Raw genomic sequence first — 26,916 nt, 5'->3', positions numbered from 1 at the left:
CGGCACAGGTTCTTAGGAACCGCGTGCCGCCCGTACCCTTGTCAGCAGAGGGCGTCAAATAGTGGGCGCCCACGACTGAAGGAACACACATGCTTATCGCTCAGCGTCCGTCGCTGACCGAAGAGGTCGTCGACGAGTACCGCTCCCGGTTCGTGATCGAGCCCCTGGAGCCGGGCTTCGGTTACACCCTCGGTAACTCCCTCCGCCGTACGCTCCTCTCCTCGATTCCGGGTGCGGCGGTCACGTCGATCCGTGTCGACGGTGTCCTGCACGAGTTCACCACCGTGCCGGGCGTCAAGGAGGACGTCACCGACCTCATCCTCAACATCAAGCAGCTGGTCGTCTCCTCGGAGCACGACGAGCCGGTCGTGATGTACCTGCGCAAGCAGGGCCCGGGTCTGGTCACCGCCGCCGACATCGCGCCCCCGGCCGGTGTCGAGGTCCACAACCCGGACCTGGTCCTGGCGACCCTGAACGCCAAGGGCAAGCTGGAGATGGAGCTGACCGTCGAGCGCGGTCGCGGCTACGTCTCCGCCGTGCAGAACAAGCAGGTCGGCCAGGAGATCGGCCGGATCCCGGTCGACTCGATCTACTCGCCGGTGCTCAAGGTCACGTACAAGGTCGAGGCGACCCGTGTCGAGCAGCGCACCGACTTCGACAAGCTGATCGTCGACGTCGAGACCAAGCAGGCCATGCGGCCGCGTGACGCCATGGCGTCGGCCGGTAAGACCCTGGTCGAGCTGTTCGGTCTCGCCCGTGAGCTGAACATCGACGCCGAGGGCATCGACATGGGTCCGTCCCCGACGGACGCCGCCCTCGCCGCCGATCTGGCGCTGCCGATCGAGGAGCTGGAGCTCACCGTTCGGTCGTACAACTGCCTCAAGCGTGAGGGCATCCACTCGGTGGGCGAGCTGGTGGCCCGCTCCGAGGCGGACCTGCTCGACATCCGCAACTTCGGTGCGAAGTCGATCGACGAGGTCAAGGCCAAGCTCGCGGGCATGGGCCTGGCGCTGAAGGACTCGCCTCCCGGGTTCGACCCGACCGCTGCGGCCGACGCGTTCGGCGCGGACGACGACGCGGACGCGGGTTTCGTGGAGACCGAGCAGTACTGAGTTTCACCGGCCGGGCCCGGGGCGTGTACCCCGGGCCCGGCCGTGCGTGATCTTCCGCGGGGCGCCCGCTTCGTGGGAACTGACACCGGTACCTGATACGGCCGGTGCAGCAATGAAGGAGAAACACCATGCCGAAGCCTGCCAAGGGTGCCCGTCTGGGCGGCAGCGCCGCGCACGAGCGTCTCATGCTGCGCAACCTGGCCACCGCGCTCTTCGAGCACGGCCGCATCACGACGACCGAGGCCAAGGCCCGTCGTCTGCGCCCGTACGCCGAGCGTCTGGTGACCAAGGCGAAGAAGGGCGACCTTCACAACCGCCGCCAGGTCATGCAGCTGATCTCGGACAAGAGCGTCGTGCACACGCTCTTCACCGAGGTTGCCCCGCGGTTCGAGAACCGTCCGGGTGGCTACACCCGCATCACCAAGATCGGTAACCGCCGTGGCGACAACGCTCCCATGGCCGTCATCGAGCTGGTGGAGGCGCTGACCGTGGCCCAGCAGGCCACCGGTGAGGCCGAGGCCGCCACCAAGCGTGCGGTCAAGGAAGACGCGCTGAAGAAGGACGCCGCCGAGGCGACCGAGGCGCCGGCCGAGGAGTCCAAGGACGCCTGAGGCCGCTGAGTCCCGCGGGCGGGCCCGTTCCCTTCGGGGAGCGGGCCCGTTCCGTTTGCCGTGCTCTGAGAGGATCGACGGGTGAGCGATGAGGTGGAGCCCGGGAGTGTCCGGGTGCGGCTGGATCTTTCGTACGACGGCGCGGAGTTCTCCGGCTGGGCGAAACAGCGCGAACGGCGCACCGTCCAGGGCGAGTTGGAGGAAGCGCTGCGGACGGTGACCCGTTCCGGTGAGACGTACGAGCTGACCGTGGCCGGGCGGACGGACGCCGGGGTGCATGCGCGCGGGCAGGTGGCGCACGTGGATCTGCCCGCGGAGCTGTGGGCCGAGCACGGTGACCGGCTGCGGCGGCGGCTGGCGGGGCGGCTGCCGAAGGACGTCCGGGTGTGGCGGGCGGCGGAGGCGCCGTACGGCTTCAACGCGCGGTTCTCGGCGATCTGGCGGCGGTACGCGTACCGGGTCACCGATCATCCCGGGGGAGTGGACCCGCTGCTGCGCGGCCATGTGCTGTGGCACGACTGGGCGCTGGACGTGGACGCGATGAACGCGGCGTCGCAGGCGCTGCTGGGGGAGCACGACTTCGCGGCGTACTGCAAGCGGCGCGAGGGGGCGACGACGATCCGCACGCTCCAGGAGCTGAGCTGGGTGCGGGACGCGGACGGAATCGTCACGGCGACGGTGAAGGCGGACGCGTTCTGTCACAACATGGTGCGTTCGCTGGTGGGCGCGCTGCTGTTCGTCGGGGACGGGCACCGGCCGGTCGACTGGCCGGGGAAGGTGCTGGCCGCGGGCGTGCGGGACTCGGCGGTGCATGTGGTGCGGCCGCACGGGCTGACGCTGGAGGAGGTCGGCTACCCGGCCGACGACCAGCTGATGGCGCGGAATCTGGAGGCGCGGAACCGGCGGACGCTGCCGGGGGCGGGGTGCTGCTGAGGGGGCGGTGAGCCGGGCCCGGCCGGGTGCGTGCGGCCGGATCCGGCGCCGGGCACCGCGGGCGCCCGGCCCCCGCTCGTCAGCCCTGCCGTTCCTGCGCCTGGGCGGCCTTCGCCGCTTGGTCCTTGCCGCGCTGGATGATGCGGGCGAAGGCGTAGGACTCGCCGTCCCGGCCGATCTGGAGGGCGGGGGCGGACGTCTCGGTGACGCGCTTGCCGTCGAGGTACCCGGCGATGGTGAAGTACGCGTACCGGCCGGTGGCGTTGGCGGTCATCCGGCAGGCGGTGCCGCGGCAGAACTCCTCGCCGACGTGGCCTCCGGCGAGCGGGGCGAGGTTGCCCTGGGCCTTCGCCTTGACGCGTTCGGCGGCGTCGGCGGAGTCCAGGGCGGCGATGCCGATGGTGACCGCGACGCCGTCCTTGGCGTAGGTGGCGCGCAGCAGCGCCTCGCAGCCGTTGTGCTTCAGCAGCGAGCCGAGCGCGCCCTGGGTGCCCGAGGTGCAGTCCTTCGACGCGGACGCCGCGGTGCGCGGATAGGTGTGCTCGCCGAGGACCATGGCCTTGTCGGGGAAGAGGGCGGCCGTGGTCAGCGGGGCGCGGTCCTTCGTACGGTCCGTGATGTAGTCCCGCGGGTTGGGCGGCGGGGGGACCGAGACGTCGGAGAAGGACGGGTGCGGTTCCGGGGCGCCGGAGCCGGAGGCGGCCACGTCGTCGGGATGCTTGTTGTCGGAGGTGCCCCCGACGAGCATGGCGGTCACGACGATGCCCGCGACGGCGAGGGCGGCCAGCGCACCGCCGCCGATCATCAGCCAGCGCTTGCGCCGGGCGCCCGCCTGGCTCTGCTCGGCGAGTGCCTCCCAGTCCGGGGTGGAACCGGATCCCCCTGGGCCGTCGAACGGCCCCCCTTGCCCAAAGCTCATGCCGCGCATCCTAGCGACCCGGTGCGGGGCGGGGGCCGGTGCTCCCACCCCCGTAATCCGGTTGGGGAATATGGCGGCGGGCGGCGACAATCCGGTCCATGGGACATGTGGAGGCCGGGCACCTGGAGTACTACCTGCCGGACGGGAGGGTGCTGCTCGGGGACGTCTCGTTCCGGGTCGGCGAGGGCTCGTCGGTGGCGCTGGTGGGGGCGAACGGCGCGGGCAAGACGACGCTGCTGCGGCTGCTCGCCGGGGAGCTGACGCCGCACGGCGGGTCGGTCACGGTCGGTGGCGGCCTCGGGGTGATGCCGCAGTTCGTGGGCTCGGTGCGGGACGAGCGGACCGTGCGTGACCTGCTGGTCTCCGTCGCGCCGCGGCGGCTGCGGACGGCGGCGGAGGCGGTGGACGCGGCCGAGGAGGCCGTGATGACGGTCGACGACGAGGCCGCGCAGATGGCGTACGCGCAGGCGCTCAGCGACTGGGCGGAGGCGCGCGGCTACGAGGCCGAGACGGTCTGGGACATGTGCACCACCGCCGCGCTGGGGATGCCGTACGAGAAGGCGCAGTGGCGGCTGGTGCGGACGCTCTCCGGCGGTGAGCAGAAGCGGCTGGTGCTGGAGTCGCTGCTGCGCGGCACCGACGAGGTGCTGCTGCTGGACGAGCCGGACAACTATCTGGACGTGCCGGGCAAGCGGTGGCTGGAGGAGCAGCTGCGGCGGACGAAGAAGACGGTGCTCTTCGTCAGCCACGACCGGGAGCTGCTGGCGCGCGCCGCCGACAAGATCGTCAGCGTGGAGCCGGGGCCTGCCGGGTCGGACGTCTGGGTGCACGGCGGTGGCTTCGCGACGTACCACGCGGCGCGCAAGGAGCGGTTCGCGCGCTTCGAGGAGCTGCGGCGGCGCTGGGACGAGAAGCACGAGCAGCTGAAGAAGCTGGTACGGAATCTGCGGCAGGCCGCCGAGAACAGCCATGAGCTGGCCTCGCGCTACCACGCGGCGCAGACCCGGCTGCGGAAGTTCGAGGAGGCCGGGCCGCCGCCGGAGCCGCCGCGGGAGCAGGAGATCACCATGCGGCTGCGCGGCGGCCGTACCGGCGTACGGGCAGTGACCTGCGCGGACCTGGAGCTGACGGGACTGATGAAGCCGTTCTCGCTGGAGGTCTTCTACGGCGAGCGGGTCGCGGTGCTGGGCTCGAACGGCTCCGGCAAATCGCACTTCCTGCGGTTGCTGGCGCAGGACGCGGAGCGGCCGGTCACGCACACCGGGCAGTGGAAGCTCGGCGCCCGGGTGGTGCCCGGGTACTTCGCGCAGACCCACGCCCACCCGGAGCTGACCGGCCGCACCCTGCTCGACATCCTCTGGACGGAGCACGCCAGGGACCGGGGCGCGGCGATGAGCGCGCTGCGCCGGTACGAGCTGGAGCGCCAGGCGGAGCAGCGGTTCGAGCGGCTGTCGGGCGGACAGCAGGCGCGGCTGCAGATCCTGCTGCTGGAGCTGGCGGGCACGACGGCGCTGTTGCTGGACGAGCCGACCGACAACCTCGACCTGGAGAGCGCCGAGGCGCTGCAGGAGGGCCTGGACGCGTTCGACGGCACGGTGCTCGCGGTGACGCACGACCGCTGGTTCGCCCGCTCCTTCGACCGCTTCCTGGTCTTCGGCGCGGACGGCGTGGTCCGGGAGACGACGGAGCCGGTGTGGGACGAGGGGCGCGTGGCGCGGGAGCGGTGAGGGGCGGCCGGGGCTCCCGGAGTCGTCCCGGAGTCGTCCCGGAGGCATCCTGGAGTCGTCCACCGGTTCGAGCCGCGTTTTGACCCGGCCGGGGGCGGGCCGGTATTCTGCCAGTTCGTTATGCGTATTGGCTTGCTCTATCTCACGTGAGGGGCCCTTACGCCGGCCACCGGGCCGATGAACCGGCGGCGGACGATCGGGTTGCGTCACCCGTAGCGCCGCACTGCCGGTCCGATCGACCGAGGTGCCAGTACAGGACCCCGTCTCCTGAGCCTCCTCCGGAGGCGTGGGAGACCCCATCACTGAAGAAGCGAAGGCTACGACCGTGCGTACGTTCAGCCCCAAGCCCGGCGATGTCCAGCGCCAGTGGCACGTCATTGACGCGCAGGACGTTGTCCTGGGCCGTCTGGCCTCTCAGGCCGCGTCCCTTCTGAGGGGCAAGCACAAGCCGGTGTACGCGCCGCACGTTGACACCGGTGACTTCGTCATCATCGTCAACGCCGACAAGGTGCACCTGTCCGGCAACAAGCGCAGCCAGAAGCTGGCCTACCGCCACTCCGGTTTCCCCGGTGGTCTGCGCTCCGTCCGGTACGACGAGCTGCTCGACAAGAACCCCGAGAAGGCCGTCGAGAAGGCCATCAAGGGCATGCTCCCCAAGAACACCCTCGGCCGTCAGATGCTCTCGAAGCTGAAGGTCTACGCGGGCGCCGAGCACCCGCACGCTGCTCAGCAGCCGGTCCCGTTCGAGATCACCCAGGTCGCGCAGTAATTCCGGCCACCCCCTAAGACGAAAAGAATCTGAGGAGCATCGTGGCCGAGACCACTCCCGAGACCGTCATCGAGAACGAAGACGCCGTCGAGGAATACACCACCGAGACCGAGGTCGTGGAGGGTGAGTACACCTCCGAGTCCCTCGCCTCCCGCTTCGGCGACCCGCAGCCGGCCGCCGGCCTGGGCCGTCGCAAGAACGCCATCGCCCGCGTCCGGATCGTTCCGGGCACCGGTCAGTGGAAGATCAACGGTCGCACCCTTGAGGGTTACTTCCCCAACAAGGTGCACCAGCAGGAAGTCAACGAGCCCTTCAAGGTGCTGGAGCTCGACAACCGCTACGACGTCGTGGCCCGCATCTCCGGTGGCGGCATCTCCGGCCAGGCCGGTGCGCTGCGCCTGGGCGTCGCCCGTGCGCTGAACGAGGCGGACGTCGAGAACAACCGCGGCGCCCTGAAGAAGGCCGGGTTCCTCAAGCGTGACGACCGTGCGGTCGAGCGCAAGAAGGCCGGTCTCAAGAAGGCCCGCAAGGCGCCGCAGTACAGCAAGCGCTAATCGCGCCTGCTGCGCGCGCAGCACGTGGCGAACGCCCCGGTCGGCACTTTCCGTGCAGCCGGGGCGTTCGGCTATCCGGGACCAGCGCCTCATTCAGGCGTCCGGGGGCGTATACCTGGACGCAATGCTCTGGTTCAAGCTCATCTATGCGGAGGACACCAGTGGGACGACTCTTCGGAACGGACGGGGTGCGCGGTGTCGCCAATGCGGATCTGACGGCGGAGCTGGCGCTCGGCCTGTCGGTCGCTGCGGCGCACGTACTCGCAGAGGAGGAGTCGGGGCACGGTCGCGCCCTGGAGGGACGCAGGCCGGTGGCCGTCGTCGGGCGGGACCCGCGGGCCTCCGGTGAGTTCCTGGAGGCGGCGGTCGTCGCCGGGCTCGCGAGCGCCGGGGTGGACGTGCTGCGGGTGGGCGTGCTGCCGACCCCGGCGGTGGCGTATCTGACCGGTTCGCTCGGCGCGGACCTCGGCGTGATGCTCTCCGCGAGCCACAACCCGATGCCCGACAACGGCATCAAGTTCTTCGCCCGCGGCGGCCACAAGCTCGCCGACGAGCTGGAGGACCACATCGAGCGGACGTACCGGGCGCACGCCGCCGGTGAGCCGTGGGAGCGGCCGACCGGCGCCGGGGTGGGCCGGGTCACCGTCTACGACGAGGGCTTCGACAACTACGTCGCGCACCTCGTCGGGGTGCTGCCCAACCGCCTCGACGGCCTGAAGATCGTCATCGACGGGGCGCACGGCGCGGCGGCGCGGGTCTCCCCGGAGGCGTTCGCGCGCGCCGGTGCGGACGTCATCACCATCGGCACGGACCCGGACGGCCTCAACATCAACGACGGCTGCGGCTCGACCCACCTGGGACTGCTGCGCGCGGCGGTCGTCGAGCACGGCGCCGATCTGGGCGTGGCGCACGACGGTGACGCGGACCGCTGCCTGGCCGTGGACCGCGCGGGCAACGAGATCGACGGCGACCAGATCCTCGCCGTGCTGGCGCTCGGGATGCGCGACGCGGGGACGCTGCGGAAGAACACCGTCGTCGCGACCGTCATGTCCAACCTCGGCTTCAAGCTGGCGATGGAGCGGGCCGGGATCGAGATGGTGGCGACCGCCGTCGGCGACCGGTACGTCCTGGAGGAGATGAAGGGGCAGGGCTTCGCGCTCGGCGGTGAGCAGTCCGGGCACGTCATCGTGCTGGACCACGCGACCACCGGTGACGGCACCCTCACGGGCCTGATGCTGGCCGCGCGGGTCGCCGCGACGGGCCGGGGCCTGAACGAGCTGGCCGCCGTGATGGAGCGGCTGCCGCAGGTGCTGATCAACGTCCCCGACGTCGACAAGTCGAGGGTCGCGACCTCCCCGGCGCTCTCCGCGGCCGTTGCCGAGGCGGAGCGGGAGCTGGGCGCGACCGGCCGGGTGCTGCTGCGTCCGTCGGGTACGGAGCCGCTGGTGCGGGTGATGGTCGAGGCGGCCGACATCGAGCAGGCGCGGGCGGTCGCGGAGCGGCTGGCCGACGCGGTGAAGTCGGCGCTGGGCTGATCCCGCCGTCGTCCGCATACCGTGCCCCCGGTCGCTCACTGCGGCCGGGGGCACGGGCGTTGCAGGTCAGAAAGCCGGTCCGTAGTCGCGGCACTCCGGGGTGAAGCGCGGGTCGTTCGGGCCGAGGGCGTTGACGACGTTCTGGAGGGTGGGGCCGTCGAGGAAGAGGCCGGCGTGGCCGGTTTTGTCGTCGGGGCACTGGTCCTGGAGCGTGATGTCGGTGACGTCGCCGCCGTGCAGGAAGCCGTTGGTGTACGGGGTGACGACCGTGTCCTGGCGGGTGCCGATCACGACGTAGCGGACGCCGGGCACGGTGTCGCCGTCCTTCCACAGCTCCTTCTGGAAGTCGGACTCCGCCTCCTGCTGCTTGAGGCCGGTGAGCCCGGTGGTGTCGAGGAGGTTGTTGACGAAGCCGAGGGCGTTCATCTGCTTGCCGAGGGTGAGGAGGCCGTCGAGGGTGGTGCCGTGGTTGCTGGGCGCGATGCCGACGAGGGTGCGGACCTTGGCGGCGCCGCCCAGCCGCTTGAGGTAGTAGTGCGGCATCATGCCGCCCTGGGAGTGGCCGACGATGTCGGCCTTCTTCGCGCCGGTGGCGGCGAGCACCTTGTCGACGAAGGCGCCGAGCTGCCGCGCCGAGTCGCCGATGTCGGTGAGGCCGCCGACCCGGCCCGCCGACAGATGGTTCATGCCGTAGTTGAGCGCGTAGACGCAGTAGCCCTGGTTGGCGAGGGTGGGGGCGAGGGCGACCCAGTTGGCGCCGGCGTTGGCGAGGGTGCCGTGCGCGAGGACGACCGGGTAGGGGTGCGCCGCGCTCGGTGTGCAGTGCCAGTCGTTGGCGCCCGCGACGGCGTCCGGGCTGAAGAGGAAATTGTGGACGGCGGTGCCGAGGTCGCCGATGGGCAGGGCGGCGGTCCTCGTGGGGGCCTTCGTGGCGGGCGCCGGGGCGGGTGTGGCCTGGGCGGGGGCGGCGAGGGCGAGTCCGGCCGCGGCGAGGCAGAGCGCGGCAGCCGCGGCCCGGCGCGGCGGGCGGTGGCGGACGGTCCGGCGGGGCGAGGGTGCACGGGTCATGGGGGGCTCCTGGTGAGAGGGCTGACCGGCTCCGGGCGGACCGGAGCGACCGGCGGACTGTCAACGAGGGGGGAGCGCGCAAGGGCATGCCGCGGCGTGCCGGACGGCGTACGGGGCGGGTACGGGGGGCGTACAGCGTCGGTTCGCGTCGTGCGGGCCACGGTCCGGAAAGATCCGTGCACGGACCGTATTACCTGACGGTAGGGCGGGGGCGGCGCCGGTGACAAGACGCGGGACGCGGCCAATTGCCGGGCATGCACGGGGAGTTGAGGGCCGGGCTGACGGCTCTCCGGCCGGTGGTCCGCCGGGCGCGGGTGCCTCCGGCGGCCATCCGTGGGCGTGCGGTCAGAGCTTCCGCAGCGACAGCCGCTGGACCTTGTGGTCGGGGCCCTTGCGCAGGACGAGGTTGGCGCGGCCGCGGGTGGGGGCGACGTTCTGTTCCAGGTTGGGCTTGTTGACGGTCCGCCAGATCTTCCGCGCGTACTCCAGCGCCTCCTCCTCGGAGACCTGGGTGTACCGGCGGAAGTACGAGGACGGGTCCTGGAACGCGGTCTCCCGCAGCTTCCGGAAGCGGCCGAGGTACCACTTCTCGATGTCCTCGATCCGCGCGTCGACGTAGACGGAGAAGTCGAAGAAGTCGGCGAGACCGAGGCGGGTGCGGCCGTCCTTGCCGGGCAGCGCGGGCTGGAGGACGTTCAGGCCCTCCACGATCAGGACGTCGGGGCGGTGCACGGTGAGCCGTTCGCCCGGCACGATGTCGTAGATCAGATGCGAGTAGACGGGCGCGGTGACCTCGGCGCGGCCGGACTTCACATCGGCGACGAAGCGGGTCAGCGCCCGCCGGTCGAACGACTCCGGGAAACCCTTACGGGACATCAGCCCGCGGCGGTGCAGCTCGGCGTTGGGGTGCAGGAAGCCGTCGGTGGTGACCAGTTCGACGCGCGGGTGCTCGGGCCAGCGGGCCAGCAGCGCCTGGAGCAGCCGCGCGGTGGTCGACTTGCCGACTGCGACGCTGCCCGCCACGCCTATGACGAACGGGGTGCCCGGCTGCGCGCCGTGGCCGCCGCCCGCGTCGCCGAGGAAGGTGTTGAGCGCGCCGCGCAGATTGCTGGTGGCGCCGACGTAGAGGTTGAGCAGCCGGGAGAGCGGGAGGTAGACGTCGCGGACCTCGTCGAGGTCGATGACGTCCCCCAGACCGCGCAGCCGCTCGACCTCTTCGGCGGTGAGCGGCAGTGGGGTCTTCTCCCGCAGCGCGCTCCACTCCGTACGTGTCAGATCGACGTACGGGGAGCGCTCGGCGCGGCGTCGTTGCTGCGGATCGGTCGTCGGGGCCACGGGTTCATTGTGCGGGGGCGGGCCGGGGCGGCGACCCCGGGGTCCCGGGCGCGCCCGGGGCGGGCGGAAGAGGGCGCGCGGGGCGGGAACGGTTGGCTGCCGGTCGCCGTCTTCGAGCATGGACCGGGTTGCCCGGGGTGGACGGTGCGGTGCAGGGCCCGGAGCGGGCCGGGAGGGGTGGTCGGGATGGGTGGACGGCAGGGCAGGGGCGTACTGCGGCGGCGCCGGGGCGGGGAGGTGGCGGCCCGTGCGTCGTTCGCCGCCCTGGTCCACGCCGAGCTCGCCGAGGAGCTGCCGGACGTGGACCTGGACGAGGATCTTGCCGGGTTCCTGGAGCGGTACGAGTCCCCGGCGTGCACGGACGCGGAGGCCGAGGAGGAGTTCCTGGACACGGTCCGGCAGGCGGCGGAGCGGCTGGAGCGCGGGTACTGAGAGCCGGGCGCGGGGGCGCGCCGCGGTCCGGAAGGTGTCCCCCGGGGGACACCTTCGCCGCGCCTCCGGGGGCGCACGGCCGGGGCCGCGCGCCGGGTCCGGATCCGGTCGCGCGGTGCCCGGATCCCGCCCGTCGGTGTGCCGGATGTGGCCGTGCGGCTGCCGGGCGCGGGGGCGCATGGGCCCGGCGCGTACGCTGCCCCCATGTGCGGAATCGTGGGTTATGTGGGTGGACAGAGCGCCCTGGACGTCGTGCTGGCCGGACTGCGCCGACTGGAGTACCGCGGGTACGACTCGGCGGGCGTCGCGGTGCTGGCCGACGGTGGGCTGGCGTCGGCGAAGAAGGCCGGGAAGCTCGCCAATCTGGAGAAGGAGCTGGCGGCGCGGCCGCTGCCGGCGGGGACGACCGGCATCGGGCACACCCGGTGGGCCACCCATGGCGGGCCCACGGACGTCAACGCCCATCCCCATCTGGACAACGCCGGGCGGGTCTCGGTCGTCCACAACGGCATCATCGAGAACTTCGCCGCGCTCCGTGCCGAACTGACCGACCGCGGCCATGAGCTGACGTCCGAGACGGACACCGAGGCCGTCGCCCATCTGCTGGCCGAGGCGTACTCGTCCTGCGGCGACCTGGCCGAGGCGATGCGGCAGGTGTGCCGCCGTCTGGAGGGCGCGTTCACCCTCGTCGCGGTGCACGCCGACGCGCCGGACGTGGTCGTCGGCGCGCGCCGCAACTCCCCGCTGGTGGTCGGCGTCGGCGAGGACGAGGCGTTCCTCGCGTCCGATGTGGCGGCGTTCATCGCGCACACCCGTGAGGCGATCGAGCTGGGCCAGGACCAGGTCGTGGAGCTGCGCCGGGAAGGTGTGACCGTTACCGACTTCGACGGGGCGGCCGCGCAGGTCCGTGCGTACCACGTCGACTGGGACGTGTCCGCCGCCGAGAAGGACGGCTACGACTACTTCATGCTCAAGGAGATCGCCGAGCAGCCCAAGGCGGTCGCCGACACGCTGCTGGGCCGGGTCGACGAGTCCGGGGTGCTGTCGCTGGACGAGGTGCGGATCCCGCAGGAGGTGCTGCGGGAGGTCGACAAGGTCGTCATCGTCGCCTGCGGTACGGCGTACCACGCGGGCATGATCGCGAAGTATGCGATCGAGCACTGGACGCGGATCCCCTGCGAGACGGAGCTGGCCAGCGAGTTCCGCTACCGCGACCCGATCATGGGGCCGCGCACGCTGGTCATCGCGATCAGCCAGTCCGGCGAGACGATGGACACGCTGATGGCGCTGCGGCACGCCCGTGAGCAGGGCGCCAAGGTCCTCGCCATCTGCAACACCAACGGCTCGACCATCCCGCGCGAGTCGGACGCGGTGCTCTACACGCACGCCGGTCCCGAGGTCGCGGTCGCCTCGACGAAGGCGTTCCTGACGCAGCTGGTCGCCTGCTACCTGGTGGCGCTCTACCTCGGCCAGGTCCGGGGCACGAAGTGGGGCGACGAGATCCGCGAGGTCGTGCGGGAGCTGGCCGCGATCGGCACCCAGGTCGAGCAGGTGCTCGGCACGATGGAGCCGGTGCGGGAGCTGGCCCGGGGACTGGCCGACAAGAACACCGTGCTGTTCCTGGGGCGGCACGTCGGCTACCCGGTGGCGCTGGAGGGTGCGCTCAAGCTCAAGGAGCTGGCGTACATGCACGCCGAGGGCTTCGCGGCGGGTGAGCTGAAGCACGGTCCGATCGCGCTGATCGAGCAGGACGTGCCGGTCGTGGTGGTCGTCCCGTCGCCGCGCGGCCGGTCGGTGCTGCACGACAAGATCGTCTCCAACATCCAGGAGATCCGGGCCCGCGGTGCCCGCACCATCGTCATCGCGGAGGAGGGCGACGAGGCAGTGGTGCCCTACGCCGACCACCTCGTCCGGATCCCGCGCACCCCGGTGCTGCTCCAGCCGCTGGTCTCGGCCGTCCCGCTCCAGGTCTTCGCCTGCGAGTTGGCCACCGCCCGCGGCAACGAGGTCGACCAGCCGCGCAACCTCGCCAAGTCGGTGACGGTGGAGTGAGCCGCCGTCAGTGGTGCCGCCCGGCGGACCCCCTGGGAGGGGTGCGCCGGTGATCATCGGGGTGGGGATCGACGTCGCCGAGATCGACCGTTTCGGGGCGGCGCTGGAGCGTACGCCGGAGCTGGCGCGGCGGCTGTTCATCGAGGCGGAGTTGGTGCTGCCGAGCGGGGAGCGGCGCGGCACCGCCTCCCTGGCGGCCCGCTTCGCCGCGAAGGAGGCCGTGGCCAAGGCGCTCGGTGCGCCCGGCGGGCTGCACTGGACGGACGCCGAGGTGTATGTCGAGGACAGCGGCCAGCCCCGCCTGCGCGTCCGCGGCACCGTCGCCGCCCGCGCCGCCGAACTGGGCGTCCGTGCCTGGCACATCTCGCTCAGCCATGACGCGGGCGTGGCGTCGGCGGTGGTGGTGGCGGAGGGGTGAGGCCGGGGGCCTGGGGCGGTGGCGCGCCCTGGAGCAGTGGCGCGCCCTGGGCCGTCCCTTACGGGGCTGCCTTCCCCCTACGGGGGCGGGGCTGACCCTTACGGGCTCGCGGTCCCTTACGGGGTAAGGCCGTCCCCTACGGGTTCCGTGTCCCCTACTGGCTCTGCCAGCCCTTACGGGGCGCTCGTCCCCTACTGGCTCTGCCAGCCCTTACGGGGCGCTCGTCCCCTACGGGCTCTGCCAGCCCTTACGGGGCGCTCGTCCCCAACGGGCGGTGCGCCCACCCCGCCCCACCCCACCCGCTCCGTCCCCGTGCCGCGGCCCGGCCCCGGTGTGAGACTGGCCCCATGAGGACTGCGTACAGCGTGGCGGACGTGCGGGCGGCGGAGCGGGAGTTGATGGCGCGGGTGCCCGAGGGGGCGCTGATGCAGCGGGCCGCGGCCGGGCTCGCGGCGGTCTGCGCGCGGCTGCTGAGCGGGGCGCGCGGCGTGTACGGCTCCCGCGTGGTGCTGCTGGTCGGCAGCGGCGACAACGGTGGTGACGCCCTGTACGCCGGGGCACGGCTGGCGCGCCGGGGCGCCGCGGTCGGCGTGGTCCTGCTGACGCCGGAGCGGGCGCACGCCGGGGGACTGGCGGCGCTGCGGGCGGCCGGTGGCACCGTCGTCGCCGACGCGGAGCGCGCCGTGACCCGCGCCGACCTCGTGGTCGACGGCATCGTCGGCATCGGCGGACGCGGCGGACTCCGTCCCCGCGCCGCCCAACTCGCCGCACTGGCCGCCGAGTCGGCCACCGTCGTCGCCGTCGACCTGCCGAGCGGCGTGGACGCGGACACCGGCGAGGTCCCGGGCGAGGTGGTCCGCGCCGATGTCACCGTGACGTTCGGGGCGTACAAACCGGGGCTGCTGATCGACCCGGCACGGGAGCGGGCCGGGGTGGTGCACCACGTCGGCATCGGCCTCGCGCCGACCGCGGAGCCCGCCGCCGAGGCGTTGCAGCACGTGGACGTGGCGCGGCTGCTGCCGCTGCCGTCGGCGGAGAGCGACAAGTACCGGCGCGGCGTGGTCGGCGTGGTCGCCGGGTCCGCGCGTTACCCGGGCGCGGCGGTGCTGGCGGTCGCCGGTGCGCTGCGCGGCGGCGCGGGCGCCGTCCGGTACGTCGGCCCGGCCGCCGACGCGGTCCTCGCGCGCTTCCCGGAGACCCTGGTGCATGCCGGTCCGCCGCACCGCGCGGGCCGGGTCCAGGCATGGGTGATCGGCCCCGGCCTCGGCGATGAGGCGGACGCCATGGAGGATGTGCTCGCCGCCGAGGTGCCGGTGCTGGTGGACGCCGACGGGCTGCGGTTCCTGACGCCGGAGCGGGTACGGGCCCGGACCGCGGGCACCCTGCTGACGCCGCACGCGGGGGAGGCCGCCGCACTGCTCGGCGGGGACCGCGCCGCGGTGGAGGCGGGCCGGTGGCGGGCGGTCCGTGAGCTGGCCGCGGCGTTCGGCGCGACGGTGCTGCTCAAGGGCTCGACGACGCTGGTCGCGGACGCCGCGAGCCCCGTACGGGTCAACCCCACCGGGACCGGCTGGCTGGCGACCGCGGGCAGCGGTGACGTGCTGTCGGGCCTGACCGGTTCGCTGCTCGCCGCCGGTCTTCCACCGCGTGACGCGGCGGCGGCGGGCGCGTATCTGCACGGCCTCGCGGCCCGCTTCGCCGCCGGTCCGGACGGTGCGCCGGTCACCGCGACGCAGGTCGCCGGGCGGCTCGCCGCGGCCTGGCGGGACGTCGGACGGCGCACGCCGCGACCGGGCGGGGCGAAGCACTGAACGGCCGCCGCGGGCCGGTCCCCGCACCCCTGGCGGACGCCGTCCCCGGGCCGGTCCGCGCCGGTCGGCCGGGGCCCGCGCGCCCCGCTTCGCCGGACGTACCCCAGGCCCGCGGGGCGGCGCCTGAGACACTGAGGGGGATGAACGAGACAGCAACGCGGGCCCGCGCCGCCATCGACCTCGCCGCTGTGCGGTCGAATGTGCGAGTGCTGCGCGGCCGCGCACCCGGGGCAGAGCTGATGGCCGTGGTCAAGGCCGACGGTTACGGACACGGTGCGGTGCCCTGTGCGGGCGCCGCCCGCGCGGCCGGAGCCAGCTGGCTGGGCACCGCGCTGCCCGAGGAGGCGTTCGCGCTCCGCGCGGCCGGTGACACCGGGCGGCTGATGTGCTGGCTGTGGACGCCGGGCGGCCCCTGGCGCACCGCCGTCGAGCAGGACATCGACGTCTCCGTCAGCGCGCTGTGGGCGCTGCGCGAGGTGACCGACGCGGCCCGCGCCGCCGGGCGCCCCGCCCGGGTGCAGCTCAAGGCCGACACGGGCCTGGGCCGCAGCGGCTGCCAGCCCGCCGACTGGCCGGAGCTGACCGCCGCCGCCCGCGACGCCGAGCGCGCCGGGCTGCTCTCCGTCACCGGCGTCTGGTCCCACTTCGCCTGCGCCGACGAGCCGGGCCACCCCTCGATCGCCGCGCAGCTCACCGCGTACCGCGCGGCGCTGGCCGTCGCCGACGCCGCGGGGCTGCGTCCGGAGGTGCGGCACATGGCAAACACCCCGGCGCTGCTGACCCTCCCCGAGTCCCACTTCGACCTGGTCCGCACGGGCATCGGGATCTACGGCATCTCGCCCGCCCCCGAGGTCGGCACCGCCCGGGAGCTGGGGCTGCGCCCCGCGATGACGCTGGAGGCGTCGCTCGCCTCGGTCAAGAGCGCCCCGGCCGGGCACGGCATCTCGTACGGCCACCACTACACGACGGCGGACGACACCACGCTTGCGCTGGTGCCGCTGGGCTACGCGGACGGCATCCCGCGGGACGCCTCCGGCCGCGGGCCCGTGTTCGTCGCAGGGAAGCGGCGGACGATCGCCGGGCGGATCGCGATGGACCAGTTCGTCGTCGATCTGCACGGCGACACCGCGCTGCCCGGCGACCGCGCGGTGCTCTTCGGGCCGGGCGACGACGGCGAGCCGACCGCCGAGGACTGGGCGCGGGCCACCGGCACCATCGCGTACGAGATCGTCACGCGGATCGGCGGCCGGGTGGCGCGGATACACCGCGACAGCGCGCCGGAGCCCACCGTGCCCGCGGCGGCGGGCTGCCGCGACGCGGGGGGTACCGGATGACGGACGGCGCGGACGCGGCGGCAGCGGCCACGTCCGCGGGCAACTGGGCGAAGGCCGGACGCCACGCGGGCCTGGCGGGCGCGGCGATCGGCATCGTCGCCGCGGGCGCCGCCGCCGGGGTGGCGATGGAGCGGATGACGGTCGGCCGCGGGATGCGCCGCCGCGCCCGCGTCGCGCTGGACGCCGCGGGCCCCTACGGATCGCTGCGCGGCACCCCGGGCACCGCCGTCGCCGAGGACGGCACCCCGCTGTACTACGAGATCGACGAGGCCGACGGCGCGGCCGCGACGCCCCACGGCCGTACGGCCAAGGGTTCGGCCGCCTCGTCCGGCCGTGCGGAGCGGGCCGCCGCGCAGCAGGCCGCGGAGGTCCGCAGGCGGCTCGCCGGGCCGCGCCGCCGCTCGCCCGCGCCCACCGTCGTCTTCTGCCACGGCTACTGCCTCAACCAGGACTCCTGGCACTTCCAGCGCGCCGCGCTGCGCGGCGCGGTCCGCACCGTCCACTGGGACCAGCGCAGCCACGGCCGCTCGGGCCGCTCCCGCCCGGTGGGCGACGGCGGCGAGCCGGTCACCATCGATCTGCTGGGCCGCGATCTGAAGGCGGTGCTGGACGCGGCGGCGCCCGAGGGGCCGCTGGTGCTGGTCGGGCATTCCATGGGCGGGATGACGGTGATGGCGCTCGCCGATCAGTACCCGGAGTTCGTGGCCGAGCGGGTCGCGGGCGTCGCGCTGATCGGGACGTCCGCGGGGCGGCTGAGCGAGGTGGCGTTCGGGCTGCCGTCGTTCGGCGTCAAGGCGTTCCACCGGCTCGCCCCCGGGTTGCTGAAGGTGCTGGGCGCGCAGAGCGACGTCGTCGAGCGGGGCCGCCGTGCCACCGCCGACCTCTTCGCCGGGATCATCAAGCGGTACTCCTTCGGCACCCCGCAGGACGTCGACCCGGGCATCGCGCGCTTCGCCGAGCGGCTCATCGAGGCCACCCCCATCGATGTCGTCGCGGAGTTCTACCCGGCCTTCGCCACCCACGACAAGGCGGCGGCGCTGGTGGCGTACGACACGATCGCGGCGCTGGTGCTCGCCGGCGAACGGGATCTGATCACCCCGGCCGACCACAGCGAGGCCATCGCCGAACTGCTGCCCGCCGCCCGGCTGCTGAAGGTGGCCGGGGCCGGGCATCTGGTGATGCTGGAGCGCCCCGAGCTGGTCGCCGAGGAGCTGGTGGCGCTGGTGGAGCGGGCCGCTTCGACGGGTCACCGGGGTCGCTCGGCGCGGGACTGACCGCCGCGCGCCGTACCATTTGCGGCATGAGTGCCACCGCCACACAGACCCGTGTCACCGTCGAAACGCCCGAGCGGATGCAGGAGTTGGGGCGTCGGCTGGCCGCGCTGCTGCGCCCCGGCGACCTGGTACTGCTCACGGGTGAGCTGGGCGCGGGCAAGACGACGCTCACCCGCGGCCTGGGCGAGGGCCTGGGCGTGCGCGGCGCCGTCACCTCCCCGACCTTCGTCATCGCCCGGGTGCACCCGACGCTGACCGGCGGCCCCGCGCTGGTCCACGTCGATGCGTACCGCCTCGGCGGCGGGCTGGACGAGATGGAGGACCTGGACCTCGATGTGTCGCTGCCGGATTCGGTGGTGGTCGTGGAGTGGGGCGACGGCAAGGTCGAGGAGCTGTCCGACGACCGGCTGCACGTGGTGATCGAGCGCGCGGTGGGCGCGGACGCCCCCGCGGACGCCGGGTGGGAGAGCGACGCCGCCGACGTCCGCACGGTGACGGTCACCGGTATCGGCGCCCGCTGGGCGGACGCGGGCGTCGCGGAGCTGACCGCGGGCTGACCGGCCCGGAGGCATCCACCGGCCGGGCGCGCGGGGTGACGTGCGCGGCGTTTTCCGACAGGCCGTCGGTAACGTGTTGCGTCCGTGGTCCCCGCCGTGGTCACATGGGAGGAGAGAAGAGGTTAGGGCTGCCTAACTTCGCTCTCGTCCGCCGCTTGCCCCAGGAGCCCGGGAGGCGACCATGACAGTCCACGAGCCCTCCGCCGCACCGCACGGCCGCGAGGCACGCGAGGCGTGCGACGCGCCGCCCACCATGCACCAGCTCCTCGCGTCCTGCGCCGCCGCCACCGCCGTCTCCACGCCCCCCGAGGCCCCGGCCACCGCCGCCGTGCCCCCGGCCGAGCCGGACCACCCGACGCCGTCAGCCACGGAGCGCGACGCGGCATAGCCCGTACGGGCGAAGGGTGGCGGGCCGGGAGTGAGGTACGGCCCGCCGTCGCTGTCTGCGCGGGCACCCGGAAACGTAGGAGTACCCGGAAACGTAGGAGTACCCGGAAATGTACGAGCCCCGGAGGCCCGGCGCCCGCAGCCGAACAGCGCAGCCGAAAAGACCGCACCCGGAAAGTCCCGCGCGTGCGGCCGCCCCCATCAGGCGACCACGACCACCTTCGTGCCGTTCACCGCGAAGCCCCACATCGCGCCGCCGTCGGCGCGCGACTCGCGGATGCCGCCGGTGCGCTGCGAGGCGTCCGGGTTGGGCGACGAACCGTCGACCGCCGCACTGAAGCCGATGACCACGCCGTCGACGCTGGCGAACCGCACCACATGCTCGATGGCGATGCCGTCCGAGCCGGTCACGCTCACCGACCGCGAGGTCACCGGGTAGGTGCCCATCGGCGGGGAGACCGGGCTCGGCGCGACGGTGAAGGTGCGCGAGGCGGTGCCGTCCGCGCCGACCAGCCAGACCCGCTTGGCGCCGAGCGCGTAGACGATCCGCTTGCCGGTGCCGGACGCCTCGGGGACCTTCGGTTCCGCCGGGCGGTGCTCCTTCTTGCCGGAGCCGGGCCGGGTGGGGTGCTTCCCGGCGGTGTTGCCGCTCTTGTGCGGGCGGAGATCGGCCGGGGCGGACGCGGACGCCTGGTAGCCCAGGAAACCGACGGCGACCAGGGCCGCCGCGGTGAGCGCGGTGACGATCGTGCTGCTCCTGGCGGGCATCGCTGTGCCACCTTCCGCTGTGCGCGCTTCCGTTGTGCTCGCCCGCCGGGGCGGGGCGGCCCGCCGTCCTCGCGGTCCGATTGCCGTGAGGTCCTATCGCCACGGGAGTGTGACGATAGGACCTGGACGCCGACCGTAGCACCGGAGAGGGCACTCCCGGCCGAGCCGTACGCTTGAGGGCGTGCTGCTCCTAGCCCTAGACACCGCCACGCCCGCCGTCACCGTCGCCCTCCACGACGGTGAGCGGGTTCTCGCCGAGTCCCGCCAGGTGGACGCGCGCCGCCACGGCGAGCTGCTGCTGCCCGCCGTCGACCGGGTGCTGGCCGAGGCGGGCACGAAGCTCGACGCGGTCACCGACCTGGTCGTCGGCGTCGGCCCCGGCCCCTACACCGGCCTGCGGGTCGGCCTGGTCACCGCCGCCTCCTTCGGCGCCGCGCTCGGCATCCCGGTGCACGGCCTGTGCTCCCTGGACGGCCTCGCCCACGCCGCGGACCTGGACACCCCCTTCGTGGTGGCGACCGACGCCCGCCGCAAGGAGGTCTACTGGGCCCGCTACGACGCGTCCGGCCGCCGCCTGACCGAACCGGCCGTCGACCGCCCCGCCGACATCGCCGAGCAGGTCGCGGACGTCCCCGCCGTCGGCGCCGGTGCGCTGCTGTACGACACGGTCTTCACCGGCGTACGGCGCGACGGCCCCGAGCACCAGTCCGGCGCCGCGCTCGCCGCCGCCGCCGCCCGCGCGCTGGCGGCCGGCGAGGAGCTCCTGCCGCCCCGGCCGCTGTACCTGCGCCGCCCCGACGCCCAGGTCCCGGCCAACTACAAGGTGGTCACACCCCGGTGAGCACCACCGTCCCCGACGCGGCGGACGCCCCCGTTCTGCGCGAGATGCGCTGGTGGGACCTGGACGCCGTGCTCACCCTGGAGCGGGCGCTCTTCCCGGAGGACGCCTGGTCGGCCGGGATGTTCTGGTCGGAGCTGGCGTACGCCCGCGGCCCGGCCGCCAACCGCCGCTACCTCGTCGCCGAGCGGGGCGGGGAGATCGTCGGCTACGGCGGGCTGGCCGCCGTCGACGGCACCGGCGACATCCAGACCATCGCGACCGCCCGCGACCACTGGGGCAGCGGCCTCGGCGCCCGGCTGCTGACCGCGCTGCTGTCCGCCGCCACCGACTTCGAGTGCCACGAGGTGCTGCTGGAGGTCCGCGTCGACAACCTCCGCGCCCAGCGCCTGTACGAGCGCTTCGGCTTCGTCCCGCTCGGCTTCCGCCGCGGCTACTACCAGCCCGGCAACGTCGACGCCCTGGTCATGCGCCGCACCGCGACCGACCCGGACGCCGAGGCCCCGGACCCCGATCCGGACGCCGCCCCGGCCGTCCCCGCCCCCGACACCCCCCGTCCCAAGGAATCCGATCACCATGGCTGACTCTCGCGGTGGACCGCTGGTCCTCGGCATCGAGACCTCCTGCGACGAGACCGGTGTCGGCATCGTCCAGGGCCACACCCTGCTCGCCGACGCCGTCGCCTCCAGCGTCGACGAACACGCCCGCTTCGGCGGCGTCGTCCCCGAGGTCGCCTCGCGCGCCCACCTGGAGGCGATGGTCCCCACCATCCAGCGCGCCCTGAAGGACGCCGGGGTCGCGGCGAGCGACCTCGACGGCATCGCGGTCACCGCCGGTCCCGGGCTCGCCGGTGCCCTGCTCGTCGGCGTCTCGGCGGCGAAGGCGTACGCGTACGCGCTCGGCAAGCCGCTGTACGGCGTCAACCACCTCGCCTCGCACATCTGCGTCGACCAGCTGGAGCACGGCGCGCTGCCGGAGCCGACGATGGCGCTGCTGGTCTCCGGCGGCCACTCGTCGCTGCTGCTGGCGCCCGACATCACCTCCGACGTCCGGCCGCTCGGCGCCACCATCGACGACGCGGCGGGCGAGGCGTTCGACAAGGTCGCGCGGGTGCTGCACCTCGGCTTCCCCGGTGGCCCGGTCATCGACCGCTACGCGCGCGAGGGCGACCCGGAGGCGATCCGCTTCCCGCGCGGCCTCACGGGCCCGCGCGACGCCGCGTACGACTTCTCGTTCTCCGGTCTGAAGACCGCCGTGGCCCGCTGGATCGAGGCGAAGCGGGCGGCCGGTGAGGAGGTGCCCGTGGCGGACGTCGCGGCGTCCTTCCAGGAGGCGGTGGTGGACGTGCTGACCCGTAAGGCCGTCCGCGCCTGCAAGGACAACGGCGTCGACCACCTGATGATCGGCGGCGGGGTCGCGGCCAACTCCCGGCTGCGGGCGATGGCCGCGCGCCGCTGCGAGGACGCCGGGATCACCCTGCGGGTGCCGCGGCCCAAGCTGTGCACCGACAACGGCGCGATGGTCGCGGCGCTCGGCGCGGAGATGGTGGCCCGGGGCCGCGCCGCCTCCGACTGGGACCTGCCCGCCGACTCGTCCCTCCCGGTGACCGAACCGCACGTCCCCGGCACCAACGGCCACGACCACGGTCACGGCCACCACGATCACGACCACGTCCACGAGCTGAGCAAGGAGAACCTCTACGGCTGACCGCTCCGCCCGGCGCCCCCGCGCTTACCCTGGCAGCGGCGGAACGGCCGGGGCGCGCGGGGAGGCGGGGCATGGACTGGTTCTGGTGGGTTTTCATCTTCTTCATGGCGGGCGGCTTCGCGAAGGTCGCCGACACCGCGCGCGGCGCGCTGCGCACCCGCCATGAGCGCCGTATGGAACGCCTGGAGACCGACCGTGCGCAGCGCGCCGAATTGGCCGCCGCGCAGGAGCCGCCGAAGCCGGTCTGCGGCTGCACCCACCATCTCGCCAAGCACGACAAGAGCGGGAAGTGCCACGAGCAGGTGGAGCGGCCGGTCGCCTGGGACGCCGACCACCGGCCGGTCCGCTACGAGGCGGGCCGCTGCACCTGTCAGCAGTACATCGGCCCGCAGCCGCTCGCCCAGATCTACGCCGAGGACCTCACCGACCGGACATGACCTGCGCGTTCGCCGGGTGTCCGAGCAGCATCGCGGGCGCCCCGGCGACCCGGGTGAGGAAGACCGTGCAACTGTTCCGCCCGCTGAGCTTCAGCTTCTTGCGCAGCTCCTCGGGCTCCACCGCCGACCCGCGCTTCTTGATGACGGCGACGCCCACCTCGCGTTCCCGCAGCAGCGCCCGCAACTTCTTGACATGGAACGGCAGGACGTCGGTGATCGCGTAGGCGGTGGCGTACGGCGTCGGGGTCAGGGCGTCCGCGGTGACGTAGGCGATCGTCGGGTCGATGAGCCGCCCGCCGACCTGCCGGGCGACGTCCGCGACGAGATGGGCGCGGATCACCGCGCCGTCCGGTTCGTAGAGCCAGTCGCCGACCGGGCCCGGCTCCGGGTCGGGCAGGTCCGCGCCGAGCAGTGAGTCCCCGGCGGGCAGCAGCGTCGCCCGGCGGCCGCCCGGCCGGACGGCCTCGGGGGCGCCGGACGCCGCGCCGGTGGGCCCGAACCACAGCACCGCCTCCTTCACGTCGCCGCCGTCGGAGATCCATTCGGTCTCGGCGTCCTCGGGCAGCGCGTCGTGCGGGACGCCCGGCGCGATCTTCAGCGCCGCGTACGGGGCGGTGCGGGCCGCGCCGATCGCCCAGGACAGCGGCGGGGAGTACGCCTCGGGGTCGAAGATCCGGCCGCCGCGGGCCTTGGTGCGCCGGGCCGGGTCGACGAAGACCGCGTCGCAGCCCGCGGTGTCGGTCCCGGTGACGTCGGCGCAGCGCACCTCGATCAGATCGGTGAGGCCGAGCGCCTCGGCGTTGGCGCGGGCCGCGGCGCAGGCCAGCGGGTCCCGGTCGACGGCCAGCACCCGGATCCCGGCGCGGGCCAGCGCGAGCGCGTCGCCGCCGATGCCCGCGCACAGGTCGGCGACGGACCGGACGCCCAGCGCGGCGAGGCGGGCGGCGCGGTGTTCGGCGACGGCGGCGCGGGTGGACTGCTCGACGCCGTTCGGCGTGAAGTACATCCGCCGGGCGTCCGCCCCGAACTTGGCCGCGGCGCGCTGGCGCAGCCGCGCCTGCCCCAGCGCGGCGGAGACCAGCGACGCCGGATGGTCGCGGCGCAGCCGGGTCGCGGTGGCCAGTTCATCGGCCGGGTCATGGTCGTGCAGGGCGTCCAGCAGCGCCTGCCCCTCGGGGGTGAGCAGCGCGGCGAAGGAGTCGGGATCGGTCACCGTCCCATCATTCCTCGCCACCGACGCGCACCGGCGCACGGGCCGCACGGGGAGCCCTTACGGGGGCGGTGCGAGCCATCAGGGGTGACCCCGACGAGCTGTCCCTCGGCCCGTACGGGCCGTCCCTGAGAGCGGCCTTCCTCCCGTACGGGCCGTCCCTGAGAGCGGCCTTTCCCCCGTACGGGGTGCCCCCCACCCGTCACGCCCCTGACCTGCCATGACCCGTCCGGCGTACGGCGGGCGGGGCCATCGGGCGGACGGCGCGCGGGGTGGCGTGGGCCGGTCGGTTGACCCTGCCGCGTGGCGGGCGACGGCACGACGAACGGCGCTGCCACTATCCGGCGTTATGCAGCTAATCAGACTTTTCTCGCCTTCCGGAGGCTCCGGTCCCGGCCGGCCGGGCGGGGCCGGGGTGCGTGCGCTGGCGGCGTTCGGTGCCCTGAGCCTGCTCGCCGTCGGCTGCTCCGCCGCCGCGACCTCCTCCCAGGACAACGTCCCCGCCCACGGCCGCCCCGCCGTGGCACCCGCCGCCCGTGCCCTGCTCACCCAGGCCAAGCTGATCGAACGGGCCCAGGCCCGCCGCGACGCCACGGCCGCCCGCTGGGGCCTCGACGAAGCACCGCTGGAGCCGCCCGAGCCGCCCGCCGTCAAGGCCCGTATCGCCACCGAGCCGGTCTTCTCCCGGGGCGACGACCCGAAGCTCCCGATCGCCATCTCCCGCGTCCCCACCGACCGGAAGATCGTCTTCCTGACCCTCGACGACGGCTACGAGAAGGACCCCGAGTTCCTCCGGATGACGAAGGAACTCCACATCCCCTACAGCGCGTTCCTCAGCGACTACCTCGCCAAGGACGGCAAGGGATACGGCTACTTCCGCACCGTCCAGCAGCAGGGCAACGGCGTGCACAACCACACGCTGCACCACCCCTACCTGCCCGGTCTGAGCACCGACGAGCAGCGCAAGGAGATCTGCGGGCAGCAGGAGAACCTCACCCGCGAGATGGGCCGCACCCCGCGGCTCTTCCGGCCGCCCTACGGCGACTACACCCGCGACACCCTGCGGATCGCCGCCTCCTGCGGGATCGACGTCGTCCCGCTGTGGGCCGAGGAGTTCTTCCCCGACCACATCGACTACAGCCGCGGCGACGGGCAGCTGCACCCCGGCGACATCATCCTGAGCCACTTCCGGGGCCGCGAGGACTGGCAGGCGACCATGCCCGACCTGCTCCGCAACGTCCTGCGCACCGCCACCGAACAGGGCTTCGCCGTCGCCCGCCTGGAGGACTACGTCTGAGCCCGCGCCCGCCCGCCGCGTACGGGCAGCCACCGACGCCCGCTTGCCACGGGCGTCCGCGGACGGCCGGGGCGCGACGGTCCCCGGCCGTCAGCTTCCCGGCGCACCGGCGCGCGGGGCGGGCAGTGCGCGCCCTCCCGCGCGCCGCCGGGTGCGCCGCGCGAAGGCGCCCACCGGTTCCCGGCGCCGCTGCGCCGCGTCGCTGATCCGGATCAGCACGGCGACCGTCATCCAGTTCGCGACCAGCGACGAACCGCCCTTGGCGAGGAACGGCAGCGCCTTGCCGGTCAGCGGGATCAGCCCCGTCACACCACCGGCCACCACGAAGACCTGGAGCACCAGCGCGCCCGCCAGCCCCACGGCGAGCAGCTTGCCGAACGGGTCGCGGGCGCTCACCCCGACCCGGAACCCGCGCTGGGCGAGGAGCGTGTACAGCAGCAGGATGGCCATCACCCCGGCCATGCCCAGCTCCTCGCCGACGGTGGTGAGGATGAAGTCGCTGTTGCCCGCGAACCCGACCAGCTCGGGGTGGCCCTGGCCGAGACCGGTGCCGCCGACGCCGCCGCTGCCGAAGCTGAACAGGGACTCCGCCGACTGCGCCGAGATCAGCCCCGGCGGCCGTTTCTCCGGCGGCAGGAAGATGTCCATCGGGTGCAGCCAGGCCATCACCCGGCCCTTGACGTGCGGCTCCGCCGACCCCACGACCGCCGCGCCGACCGCCGCCATCGCCAGGCCGCACACCACCCAGCCGGTCCGCTCGGTGGCCATGTACAGCATGATCACGAAGACGCCGAAGAAGATCAGCGACGTCCCCAGGTCGCGTTCGAAGATCAGTACCAGCAGGCTGATGATCCAGATCGTGAAGATCGGCCCGAGCTGGCGTCCTGGCGGCAGCTGGATGCCCATCACCCGCCGCCCGGCCAGCGCCAGCGCATTGCGGTTGACCGTCAGATATCCCGCGAAGAACACCACGATCATCAGCTTCACGAACTCGCCGGGCTGCAACGACAGCGGCCCGAGCAGAATCCACCGCTTGGCGCCGAACTGGTCCGCGCCGAAGAACGCCGGTGCCATCAGCAGCACCAGCCCGACCGCCATCGTCAGATACACGTAGCGCTGGAGCACCCGGTGGTCGCGCAGCAGGAGCAGGATCGCCACGCAGACCGCCACCCCGAGGCCCGTCCACACCAGCTGCCCGGTGGCCGCCTGCGCGGTCTGCAGCCGCGGCAGCCGGGCGTAGGTGATGTCCAGCCGGTTGAGCAGGACGAGGCCGATGCCGGTGAGCAGCGTGGCCAGCGGCAGGATCAGCGGATCGGCGCGGTCGGCGACGCGGCGGACGACCAGGTGCGGCACCAGCGCGATCAGCACCATGGCGGCGGTGAACCACGGCATCCCGGCGGGCAGCCGCCCCTCCATCGACAGCCCGGTGTAGGCGTAGCCGCCGACGGTGATCGCGACGGCGAAGGCGAGCATCCGGGCCTCGGTCCGGCGGCGGTCCGGCGCCTGGGCGAGCGCGGCGAACGTCATCGTGCGCTCGACGTCGCTCTCCTCCCGGGCGGCGCGCGCCGCACTCCTCGCTCCTCGCACCTGTCTCCTCCGTCATCCGCAAAGCTGTCGGCCCCGTTGGCCGGCCCGGCAACCTTGGGGGAAGACCGAGGCCCGGGGCGCCGGGTTGCGACGGCGGCCCCTGATGTGTCCGATTCGGCACGGTATCCGGCCGGGACGGTGCAGGGTATGGCCCACCGGAATCCCCGCCCGTGGCCCGGTGCGGCCGCGCCGACCCGTTTCCGGCTCGACTGGCACTCCACTTGACCGAGTGCTAACCGCGTCA

26 protein-coding genes are annotated in these 26,916 nt (G+C 73.5%); 20 read left to right on the top strand and 6 right to left on the bottom strand.

Annotated elements, in window-relative coordinates; genetic code table 11:
• Positions 1-89 precede the first annotated feature (89 nt).
• From OG422_RS12865 to truA, 3 genes are all read left to right on the top strand, one after another.
• A complete protein-coding gene (locus OG422_RS12865; RefSeq protein WP_405742842.1) occupies positions 90-1,112 on the top strand; it encodes a DNA-directed RNA polymerase subunit alpha in 1,023 nt (340 codons plus the stop codon).
• Positions 1,113-1,240: 128 nt separating this feature from the next.
• Entirely contained in the window at positions 1,241-1,723 is a 483-nt protein-coding gene (rplQ, locus tag OG422_RS12860) for a 50S ribosomal protein L17 (protein ID WP_143940050.1), read from the top strand.
• An 81-nt stretch (positions 1,724-1,804) separates the two neighbouring features.
• Positions 1,805-2,656, top strand: a complete 852-nt coding sequence (truA, locus tag OG422_RS12855; protein ID WP_405742839.1) for a tRNA pseudouridine(38-40) synthase TruA — start codon at positions 1,805-1,807, stop codon at positions 2,654-2,656.
• 79 nt (positions 2,657-2,735) lie between these two features.
• Here truA and OG422_RS12850 read toward each other — a convergent pair whose 3' ends face one another.
• Positions 2,736-3,575 carry a hypothetical protein gene (locus OG422_RS12850; RefSeq protein WP_185993800.1) on the bottom strand — a complete coding sequence of 280 codons (840 nt, stop codon included), beginning with the start codon at positions 3,573-3,575 and terminating at the stop codon, positions 2,736-2,738.
• Positions 3,576-3,673: 98 nt separating this feature from the next.
• Here OG422_RS12850 and OG422_RS12845 point away from each other — a divergent pair, with 98 nt between their 5' ends.
• From OG422_RS12845 to glmM, 4 genes are all read left to right on the top strand, one after another.
• Positions 3,674-5,302: an ABC-F family ATP-binding cassette domain-containing protein gene (locus OG422_RS12845; protein ID WP_405742837.1), complete on the top strand. Its 1,629-nt coding sequence runs from the start codon at positions 3,674-3,676 to the stop codon at positions 5,300-5,302.
• A 325-nt stretch (positions 5,303-5,627) separates the two neighbouring features.
• A complete protein-coding gene (gene rplM, locus OG422_RS12840; RefSeq protein ID WP_030283422.1) occupies positions 5,628-6,071 on the top strand; it encodes a 50S ribosomal protein L13 in 444 nt (147 codons plus the stop codon).
• 41 nt (positions 6,072-6,112) lie between these two features.
• A complete protein-coding gene (gene rpsI, locus OG422_RS12835; protein WP_143940054.1) occupies positions 6,113-6,625 on the top strand; it encodes a 30S ribosomal protein S9 in 513 nt (170 codons plus the stop codon).
• A 161-nt stretch (positions 6,626-6,786) separates the two neighbouring features.
• The gene (gene glmM / locus OG422_RS12830) at positions 6,787-8,160 is read left to right on the top strand and encodes a phosphoglucosamine mutase (RefSeq protein WP_405742835.1); all 1,374 of its coding nucleotides are present in this window, start codon (positions 6,787-6,789) and stop codon (positions 8,158-8,160) included.
• Between the two features lie 66 nt (positions 8,161-8,226).
• Here glmM and OG422_RS12825 read toward each other — a convergent pair whose 3' ends face one another.
• On the bottom strand, positions 8,227-9,228 hold the full coding sequence (locus OG422_RS12825; protein WP_405742833.1) for an esterase/lipase family protein: 1,002 nt from the start codon (positions 9,226-9,228) through the stop codon (positions 8,227-8,229).
• A gap of 345 nt (positions 9,229-9,573) precedes the next feature.
• Positions 9,574-10,563, bottom strand: a complete 990-nt coding sequence (gene coaA / locus OG422_RS12820) for a type I pantothenate kinase (RefSeq protein ID WP_405742831.1) — start codon at positions 10,561-10,563, stop codon at positions 9,574-9,576.
• Positions 10,564-10,749: 186 nt separating this feature from the next.
• On the opposite strand from coaA, the gene OG422_RS12815 reads away from it, so the two are divergent.
• The 8 genes from OG422_RS12815 to OG422_RS12780 all read left to right on the top strand — a co-directional run bounded on the left by OG422_RS12815 (position 10,750) and on the right by OG422_RS12780 (position 18,829).
• Complete coding sequence (locus OG422_RS12815) at positions 10,750-10,995, top strand: hypothetical protein (protein WP_186000481.1); 246 nt, start codon at positions 10,750-10,752, stop codon at positions 10,993-10,995.
• Positions 10,996-11,199: 204 nt separating this feature from the next.
• The gene (gene glmS / locus OG422_RS12810; protein WP_405742829.1) at positions 11,200-13,047 is read left to right on the top strand and encodes a glutamine--fructose-6-phosphate transaminase (isomerizing); all 1,848 of its coding nucleotides are present in this window, start codon (positions 11,200-11,202) and stop codon (positions 13,045-13,047) included.
• 49 nt (positions 13,048-13,096) lie between these two features.
• Entirely contained in the window at positions 13,097-13,465 is a 369-nt protein-coding gene (locus tag OG422_RS12805) for a holo-ACP synthase (protein ID WP_143944482.1), read from the top strand.
• 347 nt (positions 13,466-13,812) lie between these two features.
• On the top strand, positions 13,813-15,276 hold the full coding sequence (locus OG422_RS12800) for an NAD(P)H-hydrate dehydratase (protein ID WP_405742827.1): 1,464 nt from the start codon (positions 13,813-13,815) through the stop codon (positions 15,274-15,276).
• 140 nt (positions 15,277-15,416) lie between these two features.
• The gene (gene alr, locus OG422_RS12795) at positions 15,417-16,610 is read left to right on the top strand and encodes an alanine racemase (protein ID WP_405742825.1); all 1,194 of its coding nucleotides are present in this window, start codon (positions 15,417-15,419) and stop codon (positions 16,608-16,610) included.
• Complete coding sequence (locus tag OG422_RS12790) at positions 16,607-17,884, top strand: alpha/beta fold hydrolase (protein ID WP_405742823.1); 1,278 nt, start codon at positions 16,607-16,609, stop codon at positions 17,882-17,884. Before alr ends, OG422_RS12790 begins: the two co-directional genes overlap by 4 nt.
• 26 nt (positions 17,885-17,910) lie before the next feature.
• Positions 17,911-18,441: a tRNA (adenosine(37)-N6)-threonylcarbamoyltransferase complex ATPase subunit type 1 TsaE gene (gene tsaE / locus OG422_RS12785; RefSeq protein WP_143943796.1), complete on the top strand. Its 531-nt coding sequence runs from the start codon at positions 17,911-17,913 to the stop codon at positions 18,439-18,441.
• Positions 18,442-18,622: 181 nt separating this feature from the next.
• Positions 18,623-18,829, top strand: coding sequence for a hypothetical protein (locus OG422_RS12780; RefSeq protein WP_143943795.1), 207 nt, complete (start codon positions 18,623-18,625; stop codon positions 18,827-18,829).
• A 200-nt stretch (positions 18,830-19,029) separates the two neighbouring features.
• On the opposite strand, the gene OG422_RS12775 is transcribed toward OG422_RS12780, so the two are convergent.
• The gene (locus tag OG422_RS12775; protein ID WP_405742821.1) at positions 19,030-19,596 is read right to left on the bottom strand and encodes a hypothetical protein; all 567 of its coding nucleotides are present in this window, start codon (positions 19,594-19,596) and stop codon (positions 19,030-19,032) included.
• A gap of 181 nt (positions 19,597-19,777) precedes the next feature.
• On the opposite strand from OG422_RS12775, the gene tsaB reads away from it, so the two are divergent.
• From tsaB to OG422_RS12755, 4 genes are all read left to right on the top strand, one after another.
• Complete coding sequence (tsaB, locus tag OG422_RS12770) at positions 19,778-20,437, top strand: tRNA (adenosine(37)-N6)-threonylcarbamoyltransferase complex dimerization subunit type 1 TsaB (RefSeq protein WP_405742819.1); 660 nt, start codon at positions 19,778-19,780, stop codon at positions 20,435-20,437.
• A gap of 44 nt (positions 20,438-20,481) precedes the next feature.
• Entirely contained in the window at positions 20,482-21,018 is a 537-nt protein-coding gene (rimI, locus tag OG422_RS12765) for a ribosomal protein S18-alanine N-acetyltransferase (RefSeq protein ID WP_405747762.1), read from the top strand.
• A complete protein-coding gene (gene tsaD / locus OG422_RS12760) occupies positions 21,011-22,141 on the top strand; it encodes a tRNA (adenosine(37)-N6)-threonylcarbamoyltransferase complex transferase subunit TsaD (RefSeq protein WP_405742817.1) in 1,131 nt (376 codons plus the stop codon). Before rimI ends, tsaD begins: the two co-directional genes overlap by 8 nt.
• 71 nt (positions 22,142-22,212) lie before the next feature.
• Positions 22,213-22,578, top strand: coding sequence for a hypothetical protein (locus tag OG422_RS12755; protein ID WP_143941432.1), 366 nt, complete (start codon positions 22,213-22,215; stop codon positions 22,576-22,578).
• On the opposite strand, the gene OG422_RS12750 is transcribed toward OG422_RS12755, so the two are convergent.
• Positions 22,562-23,791 (bottom strand): THUMP-like domain-containing protein, encoded by a 1,230-nt coding sequence (locus OG422_RS12750; protein WP_405742815.1) that lies wholly within the window; start codon positions 23,789-23,791, stop codon positions 22,562-22,564. The genes OG422_RS12755 and OG422_RS12750 overlap by 17 nt on opposite strands.
• 412 nt (positions 23,792-24,203) lie before the next feature.
• On the opposite strand from OG422_RS12750, the gene OG422_RS12745 reads away from it, so the two are divergent.
• Entirely contained in the window at positions 24,204-25,085 is an 882-nt protein-coding gene (locus tag OG422_RS12745) for a polysaccharide deacetylase family protein (protein ID WP_251076580.1), read from the top strand.
• Positions 25,086-25,175: 90 nt separating this feature from the next.
• On the opposite strand, the gene OG422_RS12740 is transcribed toward OG422_RS12745, so the two are convergent.
• Positions 25,176-26,612, bottom strand: coding sequence for an FtsW/RodA/SpoVE family cell cycle protein (locus OG422_RS12740; protein ID WP_143941449.1), 1,437 nt, complete (start codon positions 26,610-26,612; stop codon positions 25,176-25,178).
• Positions 26,613-26,916: the final 304 nt, after the last annotated feature.

Origin of the sequence: Streptomyces sp. NBC_01525, from assembly GCF_045040405.1 — a bacterium.
Lineage (GTDB): Bacteria > Actinomycetota > Actinomycetes > Streptomycetales > Streptomycetaceae > Streptomyces > Streptomyces benahoarensis.
This window is presented reverse-complemented; position numbering and strand designations above follow the sequence as displayed.